This window comes from Grimontia celer (assembly GCF_900055185.1).
Lineage (GTDB): Bacteria > Pseudomonadota > Gammaproteobacteria > Enterobacterales > Vibrionaceae > Enterovibrio > Enterovibrio celer.
The window spans coordinates 171,079-196,411 of record NZ_FIZX01000005.1; the positions used below are offsets into that span (position 1 = coordinate 171,079).

20 protein-coding genes are annotated in these 25,333 nt (G+C 50.3%); 16 read left to right on the top strand and 4 right to left on the bottom strand.

All coding sequences use genetic code 11. The features are described 5' to 3' along the window. Positions 1 to 83 precede the first annotated feature (83 nt). Complete coding sequence (locus tag GCE9029_RS22190; RefSeq protein ID WP_062667004.1) at positions 84 to 1,535, bottom strand: dihydrolipoyl dehydrogenase; 1,452 nt, start codon at positions 1,533 to 1,535, stop codon at positions 84 to 86. A 72-nt stretch (positions 1,536 to 1,607) separates the two neighbouring features. Next, positions 1,608 to 2,339: a glutathione peroxidase gene (locus GCE9029_RS22195; RefSeq protein ID WP_046307677.1), complete on the bottom strand. Its 732-nt coding sequence runs from the start codon at positions 2,337 to 2,339 to the stop codon at positions 1,608 to 1,610. Between the two features lie 147 nt (positions 2,340 to 2,486). Between GCE9029_RS22195 and oxyR the strand changes: the two genes are divergently transcribed. Next, positions 2,487 to 3,392, top strand: a complete 906-nt coding sequence (oxyR, locus tag GCE9029_RS22200) for a DNA-binding transcriptional regulator OxyR (RefSeq protein WP_062667006.1) — start codon at positions 2,487 to 2,489, stop codon at positions 3,390 to 3,392. A gap of 58 nt (positions 3,393 to 3,450) precedes the next feature. Here oxyR and GCE9029_RS22205 read toward each other — a convergent pair whose 3' ends face one another. After that, positions 3,451 to 5,961 (bottom strand): penicillin-binding protein 1A, encoded by a 2,511-nt coding sequence (locus GCE9029_RS22205; RefSeq protein ID WP_062667008.1) that lies wholly within the window; start codon positions 5,959 to 5,961, stop codon positions 3,451 to 3,453. Positions 5,962 to 6,107: 146 nt separating this feature from the next. Here GCE9029_RS22205 and pilM point away from each other — a divergent pair, with 146 nt between their 5' ends. From pilM to GCE9029_RS22250, 9 genes are all read left to right on the top strand, one after another. Further along, on the top strand, positions 6,108 to 7,043 hold the full coding sequence (gene pilM, locus GCE9029_RS22210; protein WP_197475414.1) for a type IV pilus biogenesis protein PilM: 936 nt from the start codon (positions 6,108 to 6,110) through the stop codon (positions 7,041 to 7,043). Further along, a complete protein-coding gene (locus GCE9029_RS22215; RefSeq protein WP_062667013.1) occupies positions 7,033 to 7,620 on the top strand; it encodes a PilN domain-containing protein in 588 nt (195 codons plus the stop codon). The genes pilM and GCE9029_RS22215 overlap by 11 nt, the downstream gene beginning before the upstream one ends. After that, positions 7,610 to 8,203 carry a type IV pilus inner membrane component PilO gene (locus GCE9029_RS22220; protein ID WP_062667015.1) on the top strand — a complete coding sequence of 198 codons (594 nt, stop codon included), beginning with the start codon at positions 7,610 to 7,612 and terminating at the stop codon, positions 8,201 to 8,203. The genes GCE9029_RS22215 and GCE9029_RS22220 overlap by 11 nt, the downstream gene beginning before the upstream one ends. Beyond that, positions 8,200 to 8,715, top strand: coding sequence for a pilus assembly protein PilP (locus GCE9029_RS22225; RefSeq protein WP_062667017.1), 516 nt, complete (start codon positions 8,200 to 8,202; stop codon positions 8,713 to 8,715). Before GCE9029_RS22220 ends, GCE9029_RS22225 begins: the two co-directional genes overlap by 4 nt. A 12-nt stretch (positions 8,716 to 8,727) precedes the next feature. Continuing rightward, on the top strand, positions 8,728 to 10,482 hold the full coding sequence (locus GCE9029_RS22230) for a type IV pilus secretin PilQ (RefSeq protein ID WP_082804418.1): 1,755 nt from the start codon (positions 8,728 to 8,730) through the stop codon (positions 10,480 to 10,482). Positions 10,483 to 10,765: 283 nt separating this feature from the next. Continuing rightward, the gene (gene aroK / locus GCE9029_RS22235; protein WP_062667127.1) at positions 10,766 to 11,284 is read left to right on the top strand and encodes a shikimate kinase AroK; all 519 of its coding nucleotides are present in this window, start codon (positions 10,766 to 10,768) and stop codon (positions 11,282 to 11,284) included. Positions 11,285 to 11,300: 16 nt separating this feature from the next. Beyond that, positions 11,301 to 12,377 carry a 3-dehydroquinate synthase gene (gene aroB / locus GCE9029_RS22240; RefSeq protein ID WP_062667020.1) on the top strand — a complete coding sequence of 359 codons (1,077 nt, stop codon included), beginning with the start codon at positions 11,301 to 11,303 and terminating at the stop codon, positions 12,375 to 12,377. Positions 12,378 to 12,407: 30 nt separating this feature from the next. Further along, positions 12,408 to 13,916 carry an AAA family ATPase gene (locus tag GCE9029_RS22245; RefSeq protein ID WP_062667129.1) on the top strand — a complete coding sequence of 503 codons (1,509 nt, stop codon included), beginning with the start codon at positions 12,408 to 12,410 and terminating at the stop codon, positions 13,914 to 13,916. Positions 13,917 to 14,018: 102 nt separating this feature from the next. Then, positions 14,019 to 14,852 (top strand): Dam family site-specific DNA-(adenine-N6)-methyltransferase, encoded by an 834-nt coding sequence (locus GCE9029_RS22250; protein WP_062667022.1) that lies wholly within the window; start codon positions 14,019 to 14,021, stop codon positions 14,850 to 14,852. Here the strand turns inward: GCE9029_RS22250 and GCE9029_RS22255 are convergent. Beyond that, positions 14,849 to 15,061 (bottom strand): DUF2970 domain-containing protein, encoded by a 213-nt coding sequence (locus GCE9029_RS22255; protein ID WP_062667032.1) that lies wholly within the window; start codon positions 15,059 to 15,061, stop codon positions 14,849 to 14,851. The genes GCE9029_RS22250 and GCE9029_RS22255 overlap by 4 nt on opposite strands. Before the next feature lie 203 nt (positions 15,062 to 15,264). Between GCE9029_RS22255 and rpe the strand changes: the two genes are divergently transcribed. The 6 genes from rpe (at position 15,265) to GCE9029_RS22285 (ending at position 25,319) form a co-directional block, all read left to right on the top strand. Beyond that, the gene (gene rpe / locus GCE9029_RS22260; RefSeq protein ID WP_062667034.1) at positions 15,265 to 15,939 is read left to right on the top strand and encodes a ribulose-phosphate 3-epimerase; all 675 of its coding nucleotides are present in this window, start codon (positions 15,265 to 15,267) and stop codon (positions 15,937 to 15,939) included. 3 nt (positions 15,940 to 15,942) lie between these two features. Continuing rightward, positions 15,943 to 16,641: a phosphoglycolate phosphatase gene (locus tag GCE9029_RS22265; protein ID WP_062667036.1), complete on the top strand. Its 699-nt coding sequence runs from the start codon at positions 15,943 to 15,945 to the stop codon at positions 16,639 to 16,641. Positions 16,642 to 16,719: 78 nt separating this feature from the next. Next, complete coding sequence (trpS, locus tag GCE9029_RS22270; RefSeq protein WP_062667038.1) at positions 16,720 to 17,736, top strand: tryptophan--tRNA ligase; 1,017 nt, start codon at positions 16,720 to 16,722, stop codon at positions 17,734 to 17,736. 267 nt (positions 17,737 to 18,003) lie between these two features. Next, entirely contained in the window at positions 18,004 to 20,817 is a 2,814-nt protein-coding gene (locus GCE9029_RS22275) for an ExeM/NucH family extracellular endonuclease (RefSeq protein WP_062667040.1), read from the top strand. A 208-nt stretch (positions 20,818 to 21,025) separates the two neighbouring features. After that, entirely contained in the window at positions 21,026 to 24,361 is a 3,336-nt protein-coding gene (locus tag GCE9029_RS22280; protein ID WP_062667042.1) for a PAS domain S-box protein, read from the top strand. Further along, entirely contained in the window at positions 24,351 to 25,319 is a 969-nt protein-coding gene (locus GCE9029_RS22285; RefSeq protein WP_062667045.1) for a response regulator, read from the top strand. Before GCE9029_RS22280 ends, GCE9029_RS22285 begins: the two co-directional genes overlap by 11 nt. Positions 25,320 to 25,333 lie beyond the last annotated feature (14 nt).

Below are 25,333 nucleotides of genomic sequence, written 5' to 3' on the forward strand. Positions count from 1 at the left end.
GTAAAGGAGGGCAAATCATAAACCGAATCTTGGGGAGAGTCCGGTGTGCAAGTAAGGGGATTAACGTGTTATTGGAATCTTTTTTAACAGCCTGGACCGCAATCCAGACAGTGTTTGATCATTTCAGGACCTAAGTGCAGTTTGGCGTTCAGGTCACGCAGTGCAGTACGCACACCTTCTTCAATCACCGGGTGATAGAAAGGCATATCCAGCATTTGCGAAATGGTCATTTGATTCTGGTGTGCCCAAGCCAGCAGGTGCGCAAGATGTTCTGCGTTTGGACCCATCATCTCTGCGCCAAGGAAGCGGCCGGTACCCTGCTCACCGTAAACGTGCAGCACACCTTTGTTTCGCAGCATGACGCGAGAGCGGCCTTGACCTTCAAACGACACTACACCGGTTTCGAAACAGCCACAGGTGCCAAGACGTGCGGTGATTTCTTTGTAGGTTTCACCCACCATGGCGATTTGTGGGTCAGAGAACACAGCAGAGATTTTGCTTCGGCGCAGACCTGCACGGATATCTGGGAATCGACCTGCGTTGTCACCGGCGATTCGACCTTGATCAGCTGCTTCGTGAAGCAATGGGATCTGGTTGCTCGCATCTCCTGATATGAAAATCGACGCGACGCTGGTTTGCATGGTGTACGGGTCAGCCGTTGGTACACCGCGTGCGTCCAATTCCATGCCTGTGTTTTCAATGTCCAGCTTGTCGACGTTAGGACGACGGCCGGTGGCTGCCAGCACATAGTCCACTTCCATACGCTGCTCCTGACCTTGTTTGTCGAGGTAACGGATATGGACTTTCTCGCCTTCGCGCACCATTTCTTCGACTTTTGCGTCAGCATCCAGATAGAACTCTTCATTGAAGGCTTTATCTGCGTAAGCCATTACCGTTGGGTCAGTTAAAGGACCTACCTGACCGCCAACACCGAAGACTTTCACTTTCACGCCAAGGCGATGCAGTGACTGGCCAAGCTCAAGACCGATAACACCCGGACCAAATACAGCGACAGAACCTGGTAAATCATCCCAATCGAATACGTCATCGTTCACAATCAGACGGTCACCCAAATCATTCCAAGGGGCCGGCCAGGTTGGCCGTGAGCCCGTCGCAATGACAATGCGTTTTGCTTCAATGCGGGTGTGGTCGTCTACGATGAGAGTGTTATCGTCAATAAACTTGGCGTAACCGGCGATTTTGTCTTCTGCCGGGATTTCATCAACACCTTCGAGAACAAAGCCAACGAATCGGTCACGTTCGCGTTTCACACGATCCATCACCTCGCGGCCATTGATTTTAATTTCACCTTGAGGATGTACGCCAAAACCCGGCGCTTTTTCGATGTGGTGAACGGCTTCAGCAGCGGCAATCAGAAGTTTCGATGGCATACAGCCAACGCGCGCACAGGTCGTGCCGTAAGGACCGCCTTCGATGATCACAACATTGTCGGTGTGTGCTTTGGCTGAGCGGTAAGCACCCAGACCTGCGGTACCTCCACCAATGACGGCGACATCTACATTCAAGGTTTTCATTATTATTCTCCAGGTAAATCCGGTTACAAGCTTCAGGATTAAGTAGGGCAGCCTAAGCTGCCCTGTTCGGTGTTATGCGAAGTATGCTTCCAGCTCGTCGCTGCCACCGATGTGCTTACCGCCAATGAATACTTGTGGCACTGTAGCGCGGCCGCTTACTGCACGCAGGCTCACAGTGGTAGCATCCTGACCCAGCACAATCTCTTCAAACTGTAGCTTGTTATCAATCAGCAGTTGTTTCGCTTTCGCACAGAAAGGACAACCTGGTTTGCTGAATACCGTAATTGATTCTTGCAGTTTATGGTTTGGTGCAATGTGGCCAAGCATAGTGTCTGCATCTGAAACCTTGAACGGGTCGCCCGGCTCGTTTGGTTCGATAAACATCTTCTCTACCACGCCGTCTTTAACCAGCATGCTGTAGCGCCATGAACGCTCACCAAAGCCCAAATCGTCTTTAGCTACTGCCATACCCATGCCACGGGTGAACTCTGCGTTGCCGTCTGGGATGAAAGTGATGTTTTCTGCTTCCTGGTCTGCTTTCCAAGCGTTCATCACGAACGTATCGTTTACAGACACACAAAGAATGTCATCAACACCGTGCTCTTGGAACACTGAGTACAGCTCGTTGTAGCGAGGCAGGTGCGTTGAAGAACACGTCGGAGTGAAAGCACCTGGCAGGCTGAATACAACAACCGTTTTACCGGCAAACAGCTCGTCAGTGGTCACGTTAACCCACTCATCACCCTTGCGAGTTGGGAATGTAACGCTTGGTACTTTCTGACCTTCTTTGTTAATAAATTCCATGGTAATACCCCTTAAATAGATTTTGTTTTTCAGTTCTTTAATCCGGTGTTCCCGGTTGATGTGTGTATATTAGGGTGAAAGGGGTGGATAGTTCTAATTGATTGGGTTTATCATTTTAATAAGTAAAATCTATCAAAGAGGTTTGGTGTGAATATTCGCGATCTCGAATACCTGGTAGCTTTGTCTGAGCACCAGCACTTCCGAAAGGCAGCGGAAGCCTGTTTCGTCAGCCAGCCAACGTTAAGCGGCCAAATCCGCAAGTTGGAAGATGAATTGGGTGTGGTGCTACTGGAGCGCACCAGCCGGAAAGTGTTGTTTACCGATGCGGGCATGCAGCTTGTCCGTCAGGCTCAAAAGATCCTGATGGAAGTGAAGGTGCTGGAAGAAATGGCAAGCCAGCAAGGTGAGGAAATGTCAGGGCCACTGCATGTGGGCTTTATTCCCACCGTGGGGCCATATCTGCTGCCTCACATAGTGCCAGCGGTAAAAGAAGCGTTTCCTGAACTTGAGCTCTTCCTGCATGAAGCACAAACCCATCAGCTCGTGCAGCAGTTGGAAGAAGGAAAACTGGACTGCATTATCTTGGCCTCGGTAAAAGAGACTGAACATTTTAAAGAGATCCCGCTTTATCTGGAGCCTATGCTGCTGGCTTTGCCGGAAGGGCATAAGTGGTCAAAGGCAGAAACCGTGCCGATGGACGACCTGCGCGGCGAAACACTGTTGATGCTGGCAGATGGCCATTGTCTTCGCGATCAGGCGATGGGCTTTTGTTTTGCGGCAGGTGCGAAGGAAGATTCGCGTTTCCGTGCGACCAGTCTGGAGACGCTTCGAAACATGGTGGCCGCTGAGACGGGTATCACTTTGTTGCCGAAACTGTCAGTACCCAAGAGCATGCACCGAGATGGGGTGGTGTATGTGAAAGCCATCGACCCAGAGCCACAGCGCTTGATCACGCTGGATTATCGCCCGGGATCGCCGCTTCGCGCTCGCTATGAAAAGCTGGCGTCAGTGATTTCAGCAGCGATGAAAGGAACCTGTAACGCGATTGGCTAAATAAAACGACAGAAATAACAAAGGCGCCCGATGGGCGCCTTTGTTATTTCTTTAGAACTTAAAAAAGCTCTTCACCTTCAGACTCGTAGATATTTCCGCTACTGGCGGCGGAGGATACATAGTCAGTTGGCTCGGTGCCCTTCTCAAAGAACTCGAACATTGAGCTTGCGTCATTCTTGCGGGTCAGTAGGCCAGTGTCGCGGTCAATACGCACTTTTACGATGTCAGATGGCACCACTTTGCGCTGCGCTGGTACGTCGACCAATGCATCAACCATAAAGTCGATCCAAGCAGGTTGCGCAGTTTTTGCCCCCGCTTCCGCACCGGAGATCTGGGAGTTATCCAGGTTAGCGTTGCGGGAGGTTCTGCCGAGTTCACGTGAGTGATCATCAAACCCAACCCATACCGTTGCGACAAGCCCGGGTGCGAAGCCGCTGTACCACGCATCTTTAGAATCGTTGGTAGTACCCGTCTTACCGCCGATATCGCGTCGGTTCAGTGGTTTCTGCGCGCGCCAGCCTGTACCGTTCCAGCCAGTACCCTGACGCCAGTCGCCGCCGCCCCAGATATTCGCTTCCATCATTTCGCGGGTCAGGAAGGCATTTTGCTCACTGATGACCTGTGGTGCGAACTCTGGCTCGTTTTCCATGGCTGCGGTTTCATCGAGGAGGTTTTCCTCTTCCATCAGGTTATCTGAGCTGAGTTTAGACGTATTACTGTCGCAGTTTTCTCGGCAGATAGTTTGTGGGTGAGCAGTGAAAAGCAGCTGTCCAAACGGGTCTTCAACTTTGCTGATGAAGTAAGGCTTAAGATAGTAACCGCCGTTGGCAAACACACTGAAGCCTTGGGCTACTTGCATTGGCGTCAGGCTGCCAGCACCCAAAGCCAGGGTTTCAGAGCGCGGCAGTTCTTCATGCTTGAAGCCAAAGCGGGTCAGAAAGTCGATAGTTTCATCCAAACCCACTTTGCGCAGTACGCGGACGGCCATGACGTTTTTAGACGTTGCCAGACCAATGCGTGCCCGGGTTGGGCCAATGTAGGTAGGTGGGGAGTTTTTAGGACGCCATGCCGTGCCCTGACTTGAGTCCCATTTATTGATTGGAGCGTCGTTGATCAAAGTTGCCAGTGTCATCCCCTGATCCAATGCCGCCGAATAGATAAATGGCTTGATGGCAGAACCTACCTGACGAACTGACTGAGTCGCACGGTTGAACTTGCTGTGAACGAAGTTAAAACCACCTACCAGCGCTTTTATGGCGCCGTTTTCCGGAGACATGGCCACCATGGCGGTATTGGCATCCGGCACCTGGCTCAGCTGCCATGCATCATCGACCTTGCGTACCCAAATTTGTTCACCAACAGCCAGAATATCCGCGGCCTGCTTCGGTGCGGTGCCCTGGCGGGTATCTGTTCTGTAGCGGCGAGCCCATTTCATACCATCCCAAGGCAGCGTGGCGGTCTCACCACTTTGCAATTCAACTTCCGCCGCTTTTCCGTCGACCTTGATAACAACAGCCGGGTTGAGCTCGCCATAAGTGGGTTGTTGCTTCAGGTGCTTGGCAATCTTCTCTGCATCCCATGGCTCAGCGCCATCTTTCCAAAGTGTAGCTACTGCACCGCGATAGCCGTGACGTTCATCGTAGGAGAGGAGGTTGTTGATCGCTGCTTTTTCCGCTGCGTTTTGCAGACGTGAATCAAGGGTGGTGTAGACCTTCATGCCTGATTCATAAACATCTTCGCCATATTGCTCAACCGCCCAAGCACGCGCCATTTCAGCCATATAAGGCGCATTGAGTTCAATTTCAGCACCATGGTAGCGGGCGACAATCGGCTCATTCTTGGCTTGCTCGTATTCAGAGCGGGTGACATAACCTTCATCCAGCATACGCTTCAATACTACGTTGCGACGGTTAGTTGCCCGCTCAACTGAATAAATCGGGTTCATGGTGGATGGGGCTTTTGGCATTCCTGCGAGGGTGGCCAGTTCACTGAGCGTTAAATCTTGAAGGTCTTTACCGAAGTAAACGCGCGCGGCAGCGCCAAACCCATACGAGCGGTAACCCAGGAAAATTTTGTTGGCGTAAAGCTCCATGATTTCCTGTTTGGTTAGCAATTGCTCGATGTGGATCGCGATAAATATCTCTTTGATTTTACGCATAATCTTCTTTTCGTTAGAAAGGAAGAAATTACGCGCAAGTTGTTGGGTGATGGTACTTGCGCCCTGTTTGGCGCTCCCTGACATGGCCACGACAATGGCGGCACGGGTGATGCCGATAGGGTCGATGCCCGGATGGTCATAAAAGCGGCTGTCTTCAGTCGCGATCAGGGCGTCAATCAGATCTTGTGGAATGTCATTGTAAGTGACTGGAATACGTCGTTTTTCACCAAACTGGGAAATCAGTTTTCCGTCTGCGCTGTACACCTGCATTGGCGTTTGCAGTTCAACATCCTTGAGTGTGGCAACATCTGGTAATTCAGGTTTTACGTAAACGTAAAAACCAAAAATTGTACCCACTCCAAGTAATATGCAAATTATTGCAAGGATAAGCAGTCGCTTAATGAACTTCACTTGATATTTCCCGTAAGTTTTCAGTCGAGTCGTTCAAACCATTAGTGCTCGTAGTATAAAGAGAACTGAACAAAAAATAACGAACCTGCGGAGAGAACTTTCAAAAAAGTTACTTGATGCTGACTTTTAAGAAGGTGGCATTTCAAATGTTTGCTGGAAAAACCGCTATGGGGATCGATGTTGGCGCACATTCTGTTCGCGCTGCCATAATCCAAAAACGTGGCAAGGCATTAAAGCTTCAGGCTCTCGTTGTTGCACCGCGACAATCCTCCTTAGATGACTCCCTTAAATCGGTAAAAAAGCAGCTCAGAAAAGCGTGTGGTGTGCCTTGGAACTGGCCGCAGGCCCAGATCATGGGTGTGCCGCAAAGCAACGTGGCGATGAAGAGATTCCCCGCAGCCCTCGATATTCCAGAACACGAACAGTACGTTCAGGTTGGGCTTCAACTTAGCGAAAGCCTTGGGTTACCGATGGATGAGTTGCTCTATGACTTCCGCCCACTTCCCGAAAATGACGGTGTTGAAGTCTATGCCTGCCGTAAACCCATGCTGAAAGATACGCTGTCAGGCTTGAAATCAGCAGGATTTTCGTTGTCGGTGATTGAACTCCAAACCCATGCACTGATGCGACTCTATAAACAGCATATGACGTCCCGGCCTGATGCGGGGGCTTCGTTGATGGTGGATGTCGGAACTGAGCGCTTACAAATCTGTTTAGGGGACGCCAGTGATGGCAAATTCTACCGAGAGCTTCCCGTGCCCTTTGAACAAACGGATGCGGGTGCAGAAGAGCTAAGGGCGCTTTATACACAGCAACTGGCAGAGACTATACAGCGGCAGTATCAACTGGCTTCCACTCAGCTTCAAGGGATCAAGGTCTCGACAGTTTGGTTGTCTGGAGATGGGGCGAAAAAGATCGATATTTTCAAACTGGAAGCGGCGCTTGGTTGGAGAGTGAGGGCATTGAATCCGCTTCAGGGGCTGAGTTATTCACCAAAGCTTGTTGATGGTCTGAATGAGTCAGCTGCCGCCTGGTCAACATCTATTGGGCTCGCTTTGCGCGGAGTGATGGATGAACATTAGTATTAATCTTCTTCCTTGGCGTGAAATGCAGCGTCAGGCAATACGCCGACGCTTTATGAACAAATCTGTGTTGGTCCTCGTTCTGGTTTCCTTGTGTGTGATTGGTGGCCGTTGGACTGTTTATAACCAACTCACTATTCAGGAAGCGAGAAATGCGCGTCTTCAGCAGGAAATCAATGAACTGAATGCCACGCTCAGGGAATTTGCCAAACGTGAAGTCGAACGCGATGAACTTCACCGCCGCCTGACGCTCGTCAACTCGCTGCAAAAACAGCGCAATAATGCCACCTTGCTTTTCAATCTCTTGCCACAAATTACGCCGGATGGCGTGGTGCTGGATAAAGTCTCAATGGCAGCGGGAACAGTGACGATTGAAGGACGCAGCCGGGATAACGCTAAGCTCGCCAGCCTGTTAGCTTTGCTGGAATCGGATTCGGGTGCCAAGAATGTGCAAATTCATTCCATCATCAATAACACTGCGCAGTCTTCTCTGGTCGCCAAGAATTTTCGCGCGACGTTTGACCTTACCGATTACTTGACGCTGGAATTGCCGAAGGAGGACAGCAATGGGCGCTGATTGGCGCGATTGGGAAATCGATGAAATCCCCGAATGGTCAGCGACTGCGCAGAACGTATTGTTGGGAGTGCTGGGCATCATTGTGCTGGCGGCAGCGGTATTTTTTGTTGTCCTACCTGCACAGCAAGAAGTCGAGCTAGCCAGACAAGATGAGAGCTTGCTGCGGACACAATTTCGCATTAAGGCAGAACAAGTGGCGGCGCTTCCGAATGTTGATGAACAGCTGGAAGAGTTGCAGAAATTTTATAGCCACTTGACTAAACAGTTACCTGCGGAAGATGAATTAGCTTTGCTGCTTGCCGGCATCAACGACACCGGACTTCAGTACAACCTCAATTTCGAAAAGCTCAACTGGAACAAAGGAAAGCATGTTGGCTGGTTGTATCAGGTGCCTCTGGATATTGAACTCACTGGTGAGTATGCAGACATGGGCCAGTTCTCGGCCGCACTGGCAAGATTACCACGTATCGTCGCCCTCCAGGATTTCACGCTGTTACGTGAGAAAGATAAAACTGATCAATTGCGTTTCTCGGTAGGGGCTCATACCTATCGCTATGAGAAGCAAGAGGAGGTTTCGCAATGAGATACCAAGTTGCGATGCTAAGTGTGATCCTGCTTTCCGGCTGTATGCAGGAGCCCAAAACGCAGGACCTCGAACGCTTTATCGTCCAGACCTATGCGGCAGCCCAGGTAACAGCAACACCGCTTCCGCCTGAACCGACTTACTTCCCTACGCCTTTTGACCCAGGTATCGACACCGACCCTTTCGTGCTGCCGATAGCCATGGAAGAAGAGGAGTTGGTGAAAGGAGACTGCTGGCAGCCGGAAGATCTCCCAGGTAAAGACCCACTCGAGAGCTACGAGCTATCGTCACTCGAGTTTAAGGGAGTTATTGGACTGCCAGGGAGCTATTGGGCATTGGTCGCAGCGCCCGATGAAAGCATTCACCGCGTTGGATTGGGGCGTATGCTCGGCAACAATCGGGGGCGTGTGGACAGTATCAGTCAACACACGCTCTCTATCACAGAACACTTGCCTGACGGACTTGGCTGCTGGCAGGTACGTAACGTTAGATTGGCACTCAACAAAAACTAAAAAGGGTAACTCATGATAAGCCTGGGGAAAGGATGCCGTAGTCTAAGGCTGGGGGCGCTTTGTCGCAGCCTGATGGTGATAGCCGCAGTCGTGGCGACACCTTGGTCGATTGCGGCCAATCAGCTTCAAAATATTGAGGTCAAAGCAGGGGAGAATGGAAAAACCTTGCTGGCACTGTCTCTTGAAGATAAATCCGTGGTCACCAATTTCACAAAAAGCGACGGCGCTTTGTCGATAAGCCTTAAAGGCACATCGGTAGAAGACAATCTGGTGGGCGTCCGCAGCCTTCAGGATATCGGAAAGGCAACGGCGAATCTGGATGTTAAGCCTGTTGATGATGATGTTGAACTGACAGTACTAACAGATGGGCACTTCGGGTATGACTATTACCAGACCAGCAACGTGCTGACAGTAGAAATTTTCCCTTTTGCTTCTCTGCCTTCAGCGAAGAAATTTGATGCTGAGAAAAGCAAGAAAAACAAAAATATCTCCATCAATTTCCAAGATATTCCTGTCCGTTCTGTGTTGCAGATGGTGGCTGAGCACAACGGGTTCAACCTGGTCGTATCCGACTCCGTGCAGGGCAGTCTGACGTTACGACTGGACGATGTGCCGTGGCAAAAGGCGCTGCAGACTATTTTGAATGTCAAAGGTTTGGATAAGCGCCAGATGGGGAACATTCTGCTTGTAGCTCCAAAAGTGGAACTGGATGAACAGGAACGTCTAGTACTTGAAAAACGTCGTCAGGAGCGCGAACTCGCATCACTGAGATCAGAAGTGATTCAGATTAAGTATGCCAACGCCGTCGACCTGAAAGAAATGATTGGTGGGGGCAGCAGTGGTGAAGATGATGATGAAGGCATTAGTCTGTTGTCCGAGCGTGGCAGTATCGCCGTCGACCCACGCACCAATTCACTGGTGATTAAAGATCTGGCTGATAACATCGACGTCGTAAAAATGATGATTGATTCGCTGGATATTCCGGTCGACCAGGTTGAGATAGAGGCGCGTATCGTGACTGTGGATGAAGGTACGCTTGAAGAAATTGGCGTTCGGTGGGGAATTAACAGTCAAAACGGTAACTTCACGACGGGCGGCTCAATTGAGGGTAACTGGCAGCACTCTGACCGGATAGATTTTGGGGCAGACAATGAGCCTGACGAGTTGATTCTGGATGACCTGCTTAATGTCAACTTGGGAGCTGTGAGTCCAAACGCAAGTAGTATCGCATTCTCGGTCGCGAACTTAGGTAAAGATTTATTACTCGATCTTGAGCTGTCTGCGCTGCAGGCTGAGTCGCGCGCTGAAATTATTTCCAGTCCCCGCCTGTTAACGACGAACAAACGCGCTGCATATATCGAACAAGGCACAGAGCTACCCTATTTGGAAGCATCTTCAAGCGGTGCGGCTGCAGTGTCTTTTAAAAAGGCGGTACTCAGTTTGTCAGTGACACCACAAATTACGCCAGATAGCAGACTGGTCCTTGATCTTCAGGTCACTCAGGACAAACCTGCAGGTACTGTAAAAGCAGGTACTGGCGAAGCAATGGCCATTAATACCCAACGTATTGGTACTCAGGTGCTGGTGAATGACGGGGAAACAGTCGTACTTGGCGGGATTTATCAACACGAAATGATGGAAGGCGTCGATAAGGTGCCATTGTTGGGTGATATCCCTGGGCTTGGTCAACTCTTTCGCCGCAACTATGAAACCATGGGTAAACGAGAGCTTCTGATCTTTGTTACTCCAAGGATTATGGCGCAGTAAATTGAGTTAATTCATCTGTTTAACCATGGTTGGAGCGGGAATGCGTAACAAGGGCAGAGGTCTACGGTGAATGTGGGTTTCTGCCCTTTTCTTGTCCTTTTGAGCCTCTGGCAGGAATTTAAAGGCAAGGCGAAACGTATTTTAAGTTGCCAAACGCCCAGTCTACCTGAGATAATTTTTGGTCTGATCACGAATATACTGTGAGGAATTTGGCGCCTCGGGCTTTCTGATTGCGAGCCTGCGGGCGGTGTTGTTTTCATTAACCGCGCGTAAACTGCTTAAAATGGCTGAAAAACGAAATATCTTTCTTGTAGGTCCAATGGGGGCTGGCAAAAGCACAATTGGTCGACACCTGGCACAACAACTACACATGGAATTTTTCGACTCTGACACTGTGATCGAAGAGCGCACAGGTGCAGACATTGCATGGGTTTTCGATGTTGAAGGTGAAGAGGGATTCCGCGTTCGCGAAGAGAACGTCATCAACGACCTGACTGAAAAACAAGGTATCGTTCTGGCAACCGGTGGTGGTTCAATCAAGAGCCGAGAGAGCCGTAACCGTCTGTCTGCTCGTGGTATCGTGGTTTATCTTGAAACCACCATTGAGAAACAACTGGCACGTACTCAGCGCGATAAAAAACGTCCTTTGCTGCAAACTGAGCAGCCACGTGAGGTATTGGAATCACTGGCGGGCGAGCGTAATCCTCTGTATGAAGAAATTGCAGACTATGTAGTGCGTACTGATGATCAAAGCGCCAAGGTTGTGGCAAATCAGATCATCGAACTGCTGGAAAATCACTAATCAATAAAGGAACTCCATGGAAAGGATTGACGTAAGCTTAGGCGACAGAAGCTACCCTATCTCTATCGGTGCAGGATTACTCTCCGATCCCGCGTATTTTTCTGAAGCTCAAGGACGTCGCGTGGTGGTGGTCACCAATGACACCATCGCACCGCTTTATGCGGACCTTCTTTTGGATACCTTGAACAAAGCTGGCGGTGAGCCAGCTTTGTTGACCTTGCCTGATGGCGAGCAATACAAAACCCTCGATACCTTTAACACCATTAATACCTTTCTGCTTGAAGGCAATTACGGCCGTGATGTGCTGATTGTTGCTTTGGGCGGTGGTGTGATTGGTGATGTGGTCGGTTTTGCCGCAGCTTGTTATCAGCGTGGTGTGGACTTTATTCAGGTTCCAACCACTTTACTTTCCCAGGTGGACTCTTCTGTTGGTGGTAAAACTGCAGTGAATCACCCTCTGGGTAAAAACATGATTGGTGCCTTCTATCAACCGAAAGCGGTTGTTATCGATATCGATGTGATGAAAACCTTGCCGCAACGCGAGTTTGCAGCAGGTATGGCAGAAGTCATCAAATACGGCATCATCGCCGATCCAGAATTCTTCGTTTGGTTGGAAGACAACTACCAGCCACTCAACGCCTTGGATGCTAAAGCCTTGGTGTACGCCATCAAACGTTGCTGCCAAATTAAGGCAGATGTGGTGGCAGAAGATGAAAAGGAATCCGGTGTCCGCGCTTTGCTGAACCTCGGACACACTTTCGGGCATGCCATTGAAGCAGAAATGGGCTACGGCAACTGGTTGCATGGTGAGGCCGTTTCTGCGGGCACTGTGATGGCAGCGGTCACCGCAGTCCACCAACAATTGCTGACACAAGAAGATGTTAGCCGTATCACTTCCTTGCTCGAAAAAGCCAATCTTCCCGTGAAAGCACCCTCAACCATGGGCTATGATGCGTTTATTAAACACATGAAACGCGATAAAAAAGTGCTTTCCGGGCAACTTCGCTTTGTGCTGCCAACATCGATTGGTACTGCAGAGGTGGTTGCAAACGTGACTCCTGAAACGCTTGCTGAGGTCATCAAGACACACTAAGCGGGTTTGTATATGACAGGCTCCCATGAAATGATTGCGTTGGATCTGGATAGCCAGATCCAACTTTTATCTAGAATCCAATTTCTTACCCGATTCAGCTCCAACCTCGTTCAGGTCACTGGTGAGCCAGGGGCGGGGAAAACGTGGCTCAGTGAACGATACCTCGAAAACTGGGCAAACGAACCCATCCAATCTCTTCTAATCTGTAATCCAAGTCAGCAGGATGCCCAGCATCGTGCCATTATTCTCAGGCAAATTGTGCGTGATGGTGTCTTCAACGAGCAAGATTCGATGCTGCAAAGCCTCGACTACATGCTGGAAGGCCGAAGCGTGCACTGTTTGGTGGTGATAGATGACGCGCAGCGCCTGAGTGCCAACCTCATCGCAGAGCTTTGGGCATTGGTTACCGAAGCGCAGCAACGTGATAACTGGCAGATTAATATCCTGTTATTCAGCCTGCGTGGCAAGCTCAACAAATGGCTTCACAAAGTGTCTTATGGCCAGGGTGTGAAGCCGTTGGAGCTGGAGATCACCCCGCTGGCTGATAATGAACGAGAAATGTTCATCGAAGTGATGATGGTCAGTCGTCAACTCGATGCCGCACAGCGAAGAGCGCTGAAACAAAAAGCGGCATCATTGCCTTCTTTACCCGGAGCCCTTCGAGGGCTGGAACAGCAGGAGACCGCTGCAATGGAAGAAAAGAAACGTCGTTCACCCCTCCCTTTGATTTTGCTGGTGGTGGTGTTGCTAGCATTGGGTGGTGGCTTGGTGTGGTGGGCACTGAATCCACAGACTTCGACAGAAGAAGCGGCCGAATCTGTGCTGCCGGAAGGCGTAAAAGAACTCTCAGCCATTCTTGATGAGAAAGAAAAAGAAATGGCAGCCCAGCAAGGAGAAGAGGAAAGCGGTGAGCAGTCCCTCAATGCCAATGCTGAAGTCAACGATGACGATGTAGCCCTGCCGGATAGCCCTTCAGTAGAAGGCATGACAGTGGGCCGTCGTGATGAAAACCGCCGTATTGTGGTGCCAGACCGTGTGGTCGATGCCATCATCGATGAGCAAGCGGTTGGTGGAGATGGTACTGGCGCGGTTGAACAGCCGCTTATACCAGAATTGGTGCCACCTGCCGAAACTACTGTGCGTGTTGAGCCAACACAGCCAGAAGCGACAGCAGAAGTCGTGACTGAAGAAACTGAAGCGGTTGCACCATTATCACCACCGACATCAAATGCTGATGTCCCTCTGGCGAACCAGTTGTTATTGACGGTGCCAGAATCGCGTTACGCACTGCAGCTGGCAGCATTACAATCCAAGCAGGCAGTGACTGAGTTCTTACAAGAATATACGATTACTGATCGCGCGCTGGTGTATGAAACCCGCCGTAACGGTGAGCCTTGGTTTATGGTGTTGTTGGGTGATTACCCAACGGTCGCTGATGCGCGTCGTGCAGAATTGCAGCTTCCGGCCAATATTCAGGCACTGACGCCGTGGGCTAAATCTTTCGTTCAGATCCACAAAGAAATCGGACTGGTTAACTAACCCGCCTTGATGAAGACAGGGCACGAATTTACGCTGATTGATGGTTAAAAATGAGATACAATCCGCCACCTTTCGAGCAGCAGTGGTGGTGGATACACATTAATGAAAAAGCATCGTGCCTTTCTTAAGTGGGCCGGAGGTAAATATTCTCTGGTCGACGATATCCGCAAGCACCTGCCGGAAGGAAAAAAGCTGATTGAGCCATTTGTTGGCGCAGGCTCTGTATTTCTCAATACAGACTATGACCAATATCGTCTGGCTGACATCAATCCGGATCTGATTAATCTCTACAATCTTCTTAAACAGGAACCAGAGCGCTACATTGAAGACGCTAAGCGACTGTTTACACAAGAGTACAACCAAAAAGCGGCGTATCTGGCGATCCGTGAAGAGTTTAACCAGACGAAAGACCCTTACCTTCGCTCCCTTTACTTTCTGTATATGAACCGCCACGGTTTCAACGGTTTGTGCCGTTACAACAAAAAAGGCGGCTTCAATGTGCCTTTCGGTTCATACAAGAAGCCTTACTTTCCAGAAGCTGAGCTGGAGTTTTTCTCAGAGAAGGCGAAGAAAGCGACTTTTGTGTGTGAAGGCTATCAGCAGAGCTTTAAAAATGCCCGTCGTGGCAGCGTAATTTACTGCGATCCGCCTTATGCCCCGCTGTCGACAACAGCCAACTTCACGACCTATGCGAGTGGCGGTTTTAGCTTGGACGATCAAGCATTGCTGGGCGAGTGGGCTCGTAAGGTGAGCATCGAGAAAAACATTCCGGTGTTGATTTCTAATCACGATACGGCGCTGACCCGAAGCCTCTATCACGGTTCTCACTTCAATATGGTGAAGGTGAAACGTACCATCAGCCGTAACGGTGGTGGGCGCAATAAAGTGGACGAATTGCTGGCGCTATTTGCCCCAGACCTATCCGAGCTTCTTTAATCTGGCGTAACGAGCGAAACCAAGCCCATCAGCCCAAGCACAAACACAGCGACAAATACAAAACCGACAATGATATAAGGCACCATGCTGGATTGCTGAAAATCGCGTTGTCGGTTTTTGTCTGACTGCACGCCAAACATTGCCGCAAACACACTTTTCACCACATCCAGTAAACCCACTTTTTCCTGCTGCGGTTTTTCATTTTCCATTGTGTCTTCTTCTTTGTTCTCGTTTGTTAATCCCAGCTTAGAACAGGGGAAAGGTAGCCGTCTGTCCCAGCTTCAAAATTCAGGGGTTATGGTTTGAATCAGAGGATCTGATAAGACAGACGCTACGCAATCGGGTAGAATTGCGGCGAATTTCAGGTAATCGCTACGCCCGGCAAATGGGCACTTTACAGTGAGGCTATAGGATGAAGGATTTTCTCATTGCGCCGTCGATCCTCTCGGCGGATTTCGCACGTTTAGGTGAAGATGTTGAACGTGTACTGGCAGCAGGTGCTGACGTGGTGCATTTCGACGTGATGGACAACCACTATGTACCGAACCTCACCTTTGGTGCACCAATCTGTAAAGCGCTGCGCGACTATGGCATTACTGCGCCAATCGACGTTCATCTCATGGTGAAGCCGGTTGATCGCATCATCCCTGACTTTGCCAAAGCCGGTGCCAACATGATCACCTTCCACGCGGAAGCGAGTGAGCATATCGACCGCAGCCTGCAATTGATTAAAGAGCATGGCTGTCAGGCGGGCTTGGTATTTAACCCTGCGACCCCACTGCACCACCTGGATCACGTCATGGACAAGCTGGACATGATTCTGCTGATGTCTGTGAACCCGGGTTTTGGTGGCCAGTCCTTCATTCCTGAAACCCTGAATAAACTGCGCGAAGTGCGTCGTCGTATTGACGAAAGCGGTCGCGATATTCGCCTCGAAATCGACGGCGGCGTAAAAGTAGATAACATCCGTGAAATCGCAGAAGCGGGCGCAGATATGTTCGTAGCAGGCTCGGCTATCTTCGGTCAGCCGGATTACAAAGCTGTGATAGACGAAATGCGCGCGGAACTGAGCAAAGTAGGAAAATAAACCGTGACGGTAAACTTTGACGACATCAAATACATTGCCTTTGACCTTGATGGAACGCTGGTAGATAGCGTGCCGGATCTGGCGGAAGGTATTCGCATGGCACTGGCTGACCACGATCTTCATTCGCCAACAGACGATGAAGTACGCAACTGGATTGGCAACGGGGCAGAAATCATGCTTAAGCGTGCCTTAAGCCAGAGCGTGACCATTAAGGCGGATATTGATGAAGCGCTGTATCAAAAAGTCCGTGAGCGTTTTGATTTCCACTACGCAAACAACGGCCATGACAAAACCATTGTATACCCGGGTGTAAAAGAGACGCTGACCGAACTGAAAGCAGCAGGTTACACACTGGGCATCGTCACCAATAAGCCTTATCAGTTTGTACCGGAAATACTGGCAGACTTGGATCTGGCGCAATTCTTTACTGACGTGATTGGCGGTGATTCTCTGCCTACCAACAAACCAGACCCGGAAGGTCTTCTCAGCCTGCGTGACAAGCACAATCTGAACAATGAAAACGTGCTGATGGTGGGTGACTCGAAAAACGATATCCTCGCCGCGAAAAATGCAGGTTACGCTTCTGTAGGTCTGACTTACGGATATAACTATGGTGAGCCAATCAGCGACAGTGCTCCGGAATTTGTCGCTGACCACTTCAACCAGCTTTTAACGGTTCTCAGCACCGAAAAAACAGCGTAAATTAAAGCTTCGACTTATTTCTCGAAATGACAGCCAGCAGAGATGCTGGCTGAATTGACTGACAGGAACAGAAAGAACATGAGTAATCCTACGACCAAACCCATTGTACTTAGCGGTGTTCAGCCATCAGGCGAACTCAGTATCGGCAACTACATTGGAGCTTTGCGTCAGTGGGAGCAAATGCAGGATGATTACGATTGCCAATACTGCATCGTAGACCTGCACGCGATCACTGTTCGTCAGGAAGCGGAAAAGCTGCGTGAAGCAACACTGGACTCGCTGGCGCTGTGTCTGGCAGTGGGCGTGACCCCAGAGAAAAGTAACCTTTTCATCCAGTCTCACGTGCCTGAGCATGCGCAGCTGGGCTGGGTTCTGAATTGTTATGCTCAAATGGGCGAGCTGAACCGAATGACCCAGTTCAAGGATAAGTCTGCGCGCCATGCAGAAAACATCAACGCTGGTCTGTTTGGTTATCCTGTGCTGATGGCTGCTGACATCCTGTTGTACCAGGCAAATCAGGTCCCAGTTGGTAACGACCAGAAACAGCACCTGGAACTGGCGCGCGATATCGCGACCCGTTTCAACAACCTGTATGGCGATGTATTCACAGTGCCTGAACCTTATATTCCACAGGTGGGCGCGCGCGTGATGAGCTTGCAGGATCCGACCAAGAAGATGTCGAAGTCAGACGATAACCGCAACAACGTGATTGGTCTGTTGGAAGATCCAAAGTCCATCGCCAAGAAAATCAAACGTGCGGTGACAGACTCAGACGAGCCACCACGCGTATTGTTTGATGTGGAAAGCAAACCTGGCGTTGCTAACCTGATGGGCCTGATGTCTGTGGCGACGGGCAAAACTTTCGCGGAAATCGAAGCCGAGTACGAAGACAAGATGTACGGTCACCTGAAAACCGACACTGCTGATGCTGTGGTTGCTATGCTGGAGCCAGTGCAAACTCGTTACCAGGAGTTCCGTGCTGATCGAGCGTATCTGGATCAGGTAATGAAAGCCGGTTCAGAAAAAGCATCTGCACGTGCTGCTGAAACACTGAAAAAAGTATACGAAGCAGTAGGCTTTGTTGCTCGCCCATAATCACCGCTTGGAATGTTGAAAAAAGCAGCGAGAAATCGCTGCTTTTTTTATTTTCGCTGCTGTTCCCGCCACGTTCGCTCTCAATACCTCTCCCTTTTTCCTATTTTGGTTGTTACCTGAAACTGTTGATTACGGAACGCCGTCCTGATTATTGAGTGTCGTCTCAGCCCTGAAATACAAACTTGGGGATCTCATCACTTAAATGACATGTCGAGATGTTAAATCATTTGCAGTGTTTATGACTTCACTCGCAAATAAGGACAGCAAATGAAGATCTTTACATGGAGCCCTTTGGCTCTAGCTCTCAGTGCAGCACTTCCTGTCAGTGCTGATGTAATCATCACTGAATATGTCGAAGGCTCATCCAACAATAAAGCGGTTGAGCTGACCAACACAGGTTCAGTGGATGCTTCTCTTGACAATCTCTCGCTCCGATTGGCTTTCAATGGTGCCACCAGTTTTGGCAATACAATTGCGCTTTCCGGCACATTGGCGGCGGGTGAAAGCTACGTAGTTGCTAACAGCAGTGCGACGGGCGAAATCACCGACGTCAGCCAGCAAACTTCTGGTTCGCTCTCTTTCAATGGCAATGACGTGGTGGCGTTGGTTGATGAAAACGATAACGTGCTCGACAGCCTCGGGCAGCTAGGCAACAGTGGTAACTACGGAAAAGATGTGACGCTGCGCCGTATCGACGGCAGCACCGGTCGCACAGATGCGTCTTCGGCGTTTGACGCCTCAGTGGAATGGCAATCTTTCGCACAAAATACTTTTGATGGTCTGGGTTGTAGCGGTGTTGACGCTTGTGATGGCGGTGGTGGAGGTGGCGGAACCTTCAGCTGTGAAGGTGAAACCTTGACGCCAACCTATGCGATTCAAGGCAGTGGTGATCGCAGCCCATTGGTACCGGATGGCAGCTTTGAAGCAGAAGGAACCTACTATGTTGAAGGTGTGGTAACAGCGGTTACCGAAAGCCTCTACAAAGGTTTCTGGCTGCAAGATGCCAATGGCGATGGTGATAGCGCGACCTCTGACGGCTTATTCATCTTCACGGGTGATGCGCCGCAGGGCATTGAACCGGGTATGCAAGTGTGTGTCGCGGGTACGGTGAAAGAGTTCTTCAACCTGACTGAACTGGATGCCACTGACAAGCAGTGGGAAGTGATTGATACGGTGGGTGAACTGCCAGTGACTGATTTCGCGGTAGAAGACGGCGAAACACTGGATGAAGCGCTTGAGCGTCACGAAGGCATGAAAGTGCGTCTGACACAGGAAAGCGATTTGGTTGTCACCCGTAACTTCGGTTTCGACTTCGACGCTTTCCGAAACAATATGGTGCTGTCATACGAAGCGCCAAACTTCAAACCGACCCAGCTTTACATCGCAGGTTCTGATGAAGCCGCGGCTTTGGCAGCAGCGAACGATGCCAATCAACTGTTTGTAGAGTCTGATCTGAAAGCACCGGATGGTGTGGTGCCTTACTTCCCAGGTCTGGATGCAGAACAAGGTTACATTCGTATCGGCGATACTGTGACCAACCTTGAAGGTGTTGTTGGCTATAGCTTCAGTGATTACCGTCTGGTGGTGACCAATGAGCTGGTGGCGAGTGATTTCGTGCGTGAAGAAGACCGTACTGCGGCGCCTCAAACATTTGATGGTACCAACCTGAAAGTCGCAAGCTTCAACGTACTGAACTATTTCACCAGTGCCAGTGCGATTGGCGGTGATCTGAACGTGACGTGTGATGATCAGGCAGATGCTGATGCATCGCGTGGTTGTAACCGTGGTACGAAAGACGCCGCTGAGTTTGCATTGCAACAGGTGAAAATCGTGAATGCTTTGACGGCCATGGACGCTGATATCGTCGGTCTGATGGAAATCGAAAACAATGGCTTTGGTGAAAATGGCGCGTTGGCGAATCTGGTGACTGAGTTGAATAGCCAGTTTGCCGATGAGGCAGATCACTATGCGTTTGTCACTCCGGCAGAGGCTGATCTGACGGAAGGTGCATTCCTTGGCAGTGATGCGATTCAGGTGGCACTGATTTATCGACCGGCAAAAGTATCACTTCAAGGTGATGCAACGGTTGTCCGTATGCCAGAGCAACATATCAGTGGTGAAAGCCCGGACGGTGAAACTCGTCAGTTGGATAAATTCCAGCGTGATAGCTTGCTGCAAACCTTTGGTGTGAAAGATCAAAGCCTGTCAATTGCGGTCAGCCACTTCAAGTCTAAGGGGTCAGGTTGTTACGAAGATTGGGTCGCCGGTGAATTTGACGATGACCCGGCAGATCTTCAGGGTCGTTGTAACGAGTTCCGCGTTTCAGCATCAGAAACTCTGGGTAATGCACTGGCAGGTGTTGAAGGTGACATCATCGCCTTGGGTGACTTCAATGCTTACGGCCAGGAAGATCCAATGCGTGTGATGACGGATTACGATGCAGACACTGCAGAGCGTAAAATTGTGACCGCAGCAGGGACTTCTATCGCCGGTGAAACTTTGGATGAAACCGCGCGTGAAGTGGGTGATGGTTTTGGTTACATCAACCTTGCCAGCTATGTGTTGGGTGAAGAAGCCTTTTCTTACACCTTCGATGGTGAACTGGGCAGCCTTGACCATGCAGTCGGTAATGCCAGCTTACTTGAGAAAGTCACTGGCGTGGAAGACTGGCACATTAACTCGGTGGAAAGCACCTTGTTTGAGTACTCAGGCCGCTTCACCGGTGATTTGGTCAAATCGACTAACCCATATTCCTCTTCAGATCACGACCCTGTAATTGTGAGTCTGAACTACCCAGATCCGGTTCAGAAGTTCAAACTTCGCTTCAAGAACAAGAGCATCTTCTGGGTTCAGCCAACGGTGAATGGTTATGTTGACGAAGATCGTCCGTGGCTGCGTTGGAAAACTAATCGCAAATACAATCAAAACAGCGAGTTCCTGAAAGAACTCGGCGTGAGTTACGGCGATACCGTTGAGCTGGGCTACCGCTTGTGGGGCTTTATCGCCATCCCTTGTGGTGACGCAGTGCTGGAAGAAAATACACGCGCTGTGTTTAAAGGATTCCAGTGTAAGATCAAATAGTCGTCGACTTATCCTGCCACAGGCTCCTTCGGGAGCCTGTTTTTTTCCGACCTTTTAATGGGTTGCCTGCAGAATCTTGACTAAGCTTTAGAAGTGTCTCATGGACAAAGCAATGTCTTGTATTTGTGATGCTGCGTGTCAGGCACCCGAGAAATTCCGGCTGTCAGTGCACAGGTGAGGCATCACCATTTTGGCTTCGGAAGCTTTCATGTCGATCATTGAATCACTGTCGATGTTCCTGTTACCCGCGGCGAGCGAGCAATTGCTGCCAACGGGGTATATTGATCCCTGGCTGCAATTATTGGCGGCCATGGCAGCCTTTATTGCTGCCGCCATGACATTTATCCATCGTCCACTGGAAGAGCAAAAGCTGCCTTGGCTAAAGGTATCTCCAGTGCCGGTGAATGCACTCACGCTAACGGTCAGCATGTCTTTGGTGCATGTGGCGAACGTCACTGCCAGTCCGACTTATCAATCTCTCGGCTTCCAGCCTTCATTGCTCTATCTGCCATTGTTACTGACATTCGGGCTGAACTTCTCCGCCCTTAGGATGATTGCGTTCGGCAAAAATAGCCCATTCCGACTGTTGATGGCTTCTGGCCTTATCATGACTGCGCTGGTGCTGCAAAACTTGCTCGCCTTTACCGGCGTTAATCTCGCCTCTATCTCCCAATTGGACGCGGCTATCTACAGTTTTGCTGTGGTAATAGCAGGGTTTCTCGTCACCGTGGCGATATGGAGCCGCTTTGCTTCGGTGAAAACGGGTTTCTGGGACAGGAATCTGACGGCAGGCCTTTTGAGTGGCGCAAGCTTTACTGTGGCGTCGCTGGTGATGGCTCTGGCATCAACCGATGCTGTGGTGTTGTCTCGCCAGCCTATTCGCGACGAAGCCGTCTTGTTTACCATCCTCGATGTGGTGTTGGTTCAGGCATTTCTGGCGATGTTCGTTGTTGTGTTCAATCAATTGGCGAACGCCTGGCTTTGCAGTCATGCTGAAGCGCGTCTGCACAGCCGGCGAGAAGAACAACTGACGTCTATTCTCCAGACGGCAACTGAAGCCATCATTGCTATCGATCGAAAGGGTAACATCACTTATTTCAACCACTCGGCAGAGCGGATTTTCGGTTGGCATACTTCAGAAGTGCTGGGTAAAAATGTGCGCATGCTGGTGACAGATGAACACCAGCATCGGCACGACATGTATATCCACAATTACTTGGAACGTCGCGTGGATTCGGCAGTGGTGGGGTCAGTGCGTGAAGTCACGGCAAAGCGGCGTGATGGGTCGCAGCTCCCGGTCCGATTATCTATCGGACACCACGAATCACAAGGGCAGCATGAGTTTGTTGCCGTGATTTCAGATATTTCAGAGCAGCGCAGCATGGCTTGGGCACTTCGCGAAAATGCCAAACAGTACCGTGCGCTGGTATCCAATTTGCCTTGTATGGCGTTCAGGGAAATGACAGGGGCAACCCGGCATATCGTCTATATCAGTGATGCGGCGAAGTCGCTCACTGGATACAGTGCCTCAATCCTGACAGGAGAAAATGGTGTTTCTCATTTTGTCGATCGTATCCATCAAAGCGATACCGCAAGCTATCGCAAGGTGCGAGAGCTGGCTTCTCGTCGCAACGGCAAATATGACTGTGAGTACCGATTCCTGACCCGTGACGACGAGCAGAAATGGTTCTGGGAAATCGGACATAGCTACCGTGCCGAAGACGGGAGTACCTGGATTGACGGTGTCATTATCGATGTCACCGAGAAGCATGAAGCCGAAGAAGAGTTCGAGGAAAAGCTGCGACTTGCCGAGAAAGCAACCCAGTCTAAGGCCTCTTTTTTGGCCAACATGAGTTATGAATTCCGCTCGCCGATGAACTCCATTCTTGGGTTAACGGAAGTGTTGATTGAAGAAGCGGCCAGTCCAGCACATCGCCATCATTTGGAAGTGATACGCGAGTCTGGTAACAGTCTGCTGAAACTCATCAACGACATTCTTGATACGTCGAAATTGGAAAGCCAATCCTTGCCGCTCGACATTGCTGATTTCTCGTTGGTGCAGCTTTGTCGGCAGATTGAATTTATTGCCCGCGAGACGGTGCAAGCCCGTGACCTTCACGTTAGCCTTCATTACAACGATGCGCTGTGGGAACACTACGTCGGTGATTCGCGTCGTATCAAGCAGCTGCTGCAAAACCTGATGCGAAGTGCACTGACGAAAACTGAAAAGGGCAATGTGGCGCTTCATGTTTTGCCTACTAATGATGTGGTGAGATTTGCGGTAGCGAGTTATGCGCATAATCAGAAAGCAGCGAAGGAAGATGAAGCAGTAAATACCGGGCAAACGCTCTCCGCTACGTTGGTGACACAACTGATCGAATTGATGGGTGGTCATCTCTGGTTTGATGGTGAATCGATTCATGGCTCCGTGGTGTATGCTGACCTGCCACTCATTCCCGCGCAAAGCTCCTCCAGAATGAGCGATGAACCTGCTGTGAACTTTGCGCTTCCTGCGCTGGAAGTTCTGGTCATCGATGATGTTCAGCGTAACCAGCAGGAGCTTCGTGACATGTTGCTGAGACAAGGGGTAAAAGTGCTGACTTTTACTGATCTTGAGTCAGCAGAAGACGTGTTGAAAACTCAGCCCGTGGATGTGGTGTTCCTGGATGCCTACCTTAGTGATGAGCACTATCCTACACCGCAAACCTTGCGCAGTTGGGCGTTGGTGTGCCGGGAGGAACCGCTCAAGGTTGTCGCAATGAAATTGGCCGTCGACCCGACCACAGACAACCAGTGGCAGACGCTGGGCTTTGATTTCTCGATTGATAAACCATTTATCAGCAGTGATGTGTTCGGCATGCTGGCGAAATGCTGCGGTGGGGACTCTGCTGATAACATCGCAGTGCTTAATCCTCCCAATGAGGATGTTGACTTGTTTGATGATGCCTGGGCATTCCAGCACTGGCCAACGACCGACATCCTTCTGAGTGTCATCCGCGAATTTCATGCTACGTACAATGATCTGCCGGATACCATTCGTCACTTGCTGAAGGAGCAACCCGAGGCACTGGAGCCTTTGCTGAAACAGGCAAAAGAAGCAGCCAAATGTATCGGTTTCCCAGCTGTTGAACTGCGGATAGCAAAGCTCTTGGGCTATGTGGAAGCGGGGGACGTGGTGAAAGCAGAGTCCAAACTCGAACTGCTGCGCCACATGCTGGAAGAAACGTTTGATCGTGCATTGGCTTATCTGGGTGTCAGAGCGCATGAACTGGAAGACGATTCCTTAGTCAGCAAAATGCCGCAAGAACTGTTTGAACGCAAAACCGAAATGTTCGTCAGCAAGCTCGCAGAAGGGCAGTACGACGACGAGCTATACAAAGAATTGGTGCCAATGATGGCGGGATTTGTCTCGCCACCCTTGCTGTCACAGTTTGTGGCATCTATTGAAAGCTTTGAGCTGGATGAGGCATACCGTTTGATTCTGGCCGTGACAGAGCAGATGCCGATGTCACAGAACACGGGAGTACAAGGCTATGGCGTATAAAGTGCTTGTGGTCGACGATGAACCGAGCAATCTGCATGTGATGCGAACCATCCTGCAGGATCAATACACGCTTATCTTCGCTAAAAGTGGCGAGCGGGCCATAGAGCTGGCAATGCAACAACGCCCGGATTTGATTCTTTTGGATATTATGATGCCAGGAATGAACGGCTACGAGGTATGTCGCGCGCTGAAAAATGAAAAGGCGGTTAGCCATATTCCTATCATTATCGTGTCGGCGCTTGATGAATACCAAAGCGAAGTGGAAGGGCTGAAAAGCGGCGCGGCAGACTTTCTCATCAAGCCAGTTTCACCTGAGTTGGTGAAAAGCCGTGTTGCCAATCTGCTCGGTGAGGCGCGAGCCACCATCATGCGCGAAAACTATCAGTTGGTGATTAACCAGATCGCCGCGGTAGCCGCACTTCACAATAACTATGTGGAAATCACTGCGCCCCGTGTTGCCAAATTTTGTGAATGGCTGGCAGTGAAATACGGTCTCACCAAATCCAAAGCTGAGGACATTGGCCTGGCTTATCCGCTTTGCCAGATTGGCGAGCTTTGGGATGATGGTGGCAACAACACGACAGCAGAAAGCCGGAGTTTACTTTTGCTATCAGAGGCCACCAAAGGTTTTGCCTGTGTCGCTGCTACCTTGTTGACGTACAAAAATACCCGGTGGGATGGCTCGGGGTTTCCTGAAATAGAAGCAGAGAAAATCCCGGAAGAGTGTCGCGTTGTTACCGTTGCAGAAGCTATCGACATGGAAATCGAGGGTTTGGAAGGCAGTGTGTCTGAACGGGTTAAAACGGCAATATCGACGCTCTCCCAAGAGGCAGGAACCCTGGCTGACCCAAGGCTTATTCATATTCTCGACGAGAACAGTGAAGAGCTATGCCGACTCTATTTCGACTGGCTCGCCTCGCCCTGGCCAACGCCTATTCTTCCTATCAACGAGTTCTGATGCAGTGCGAATAA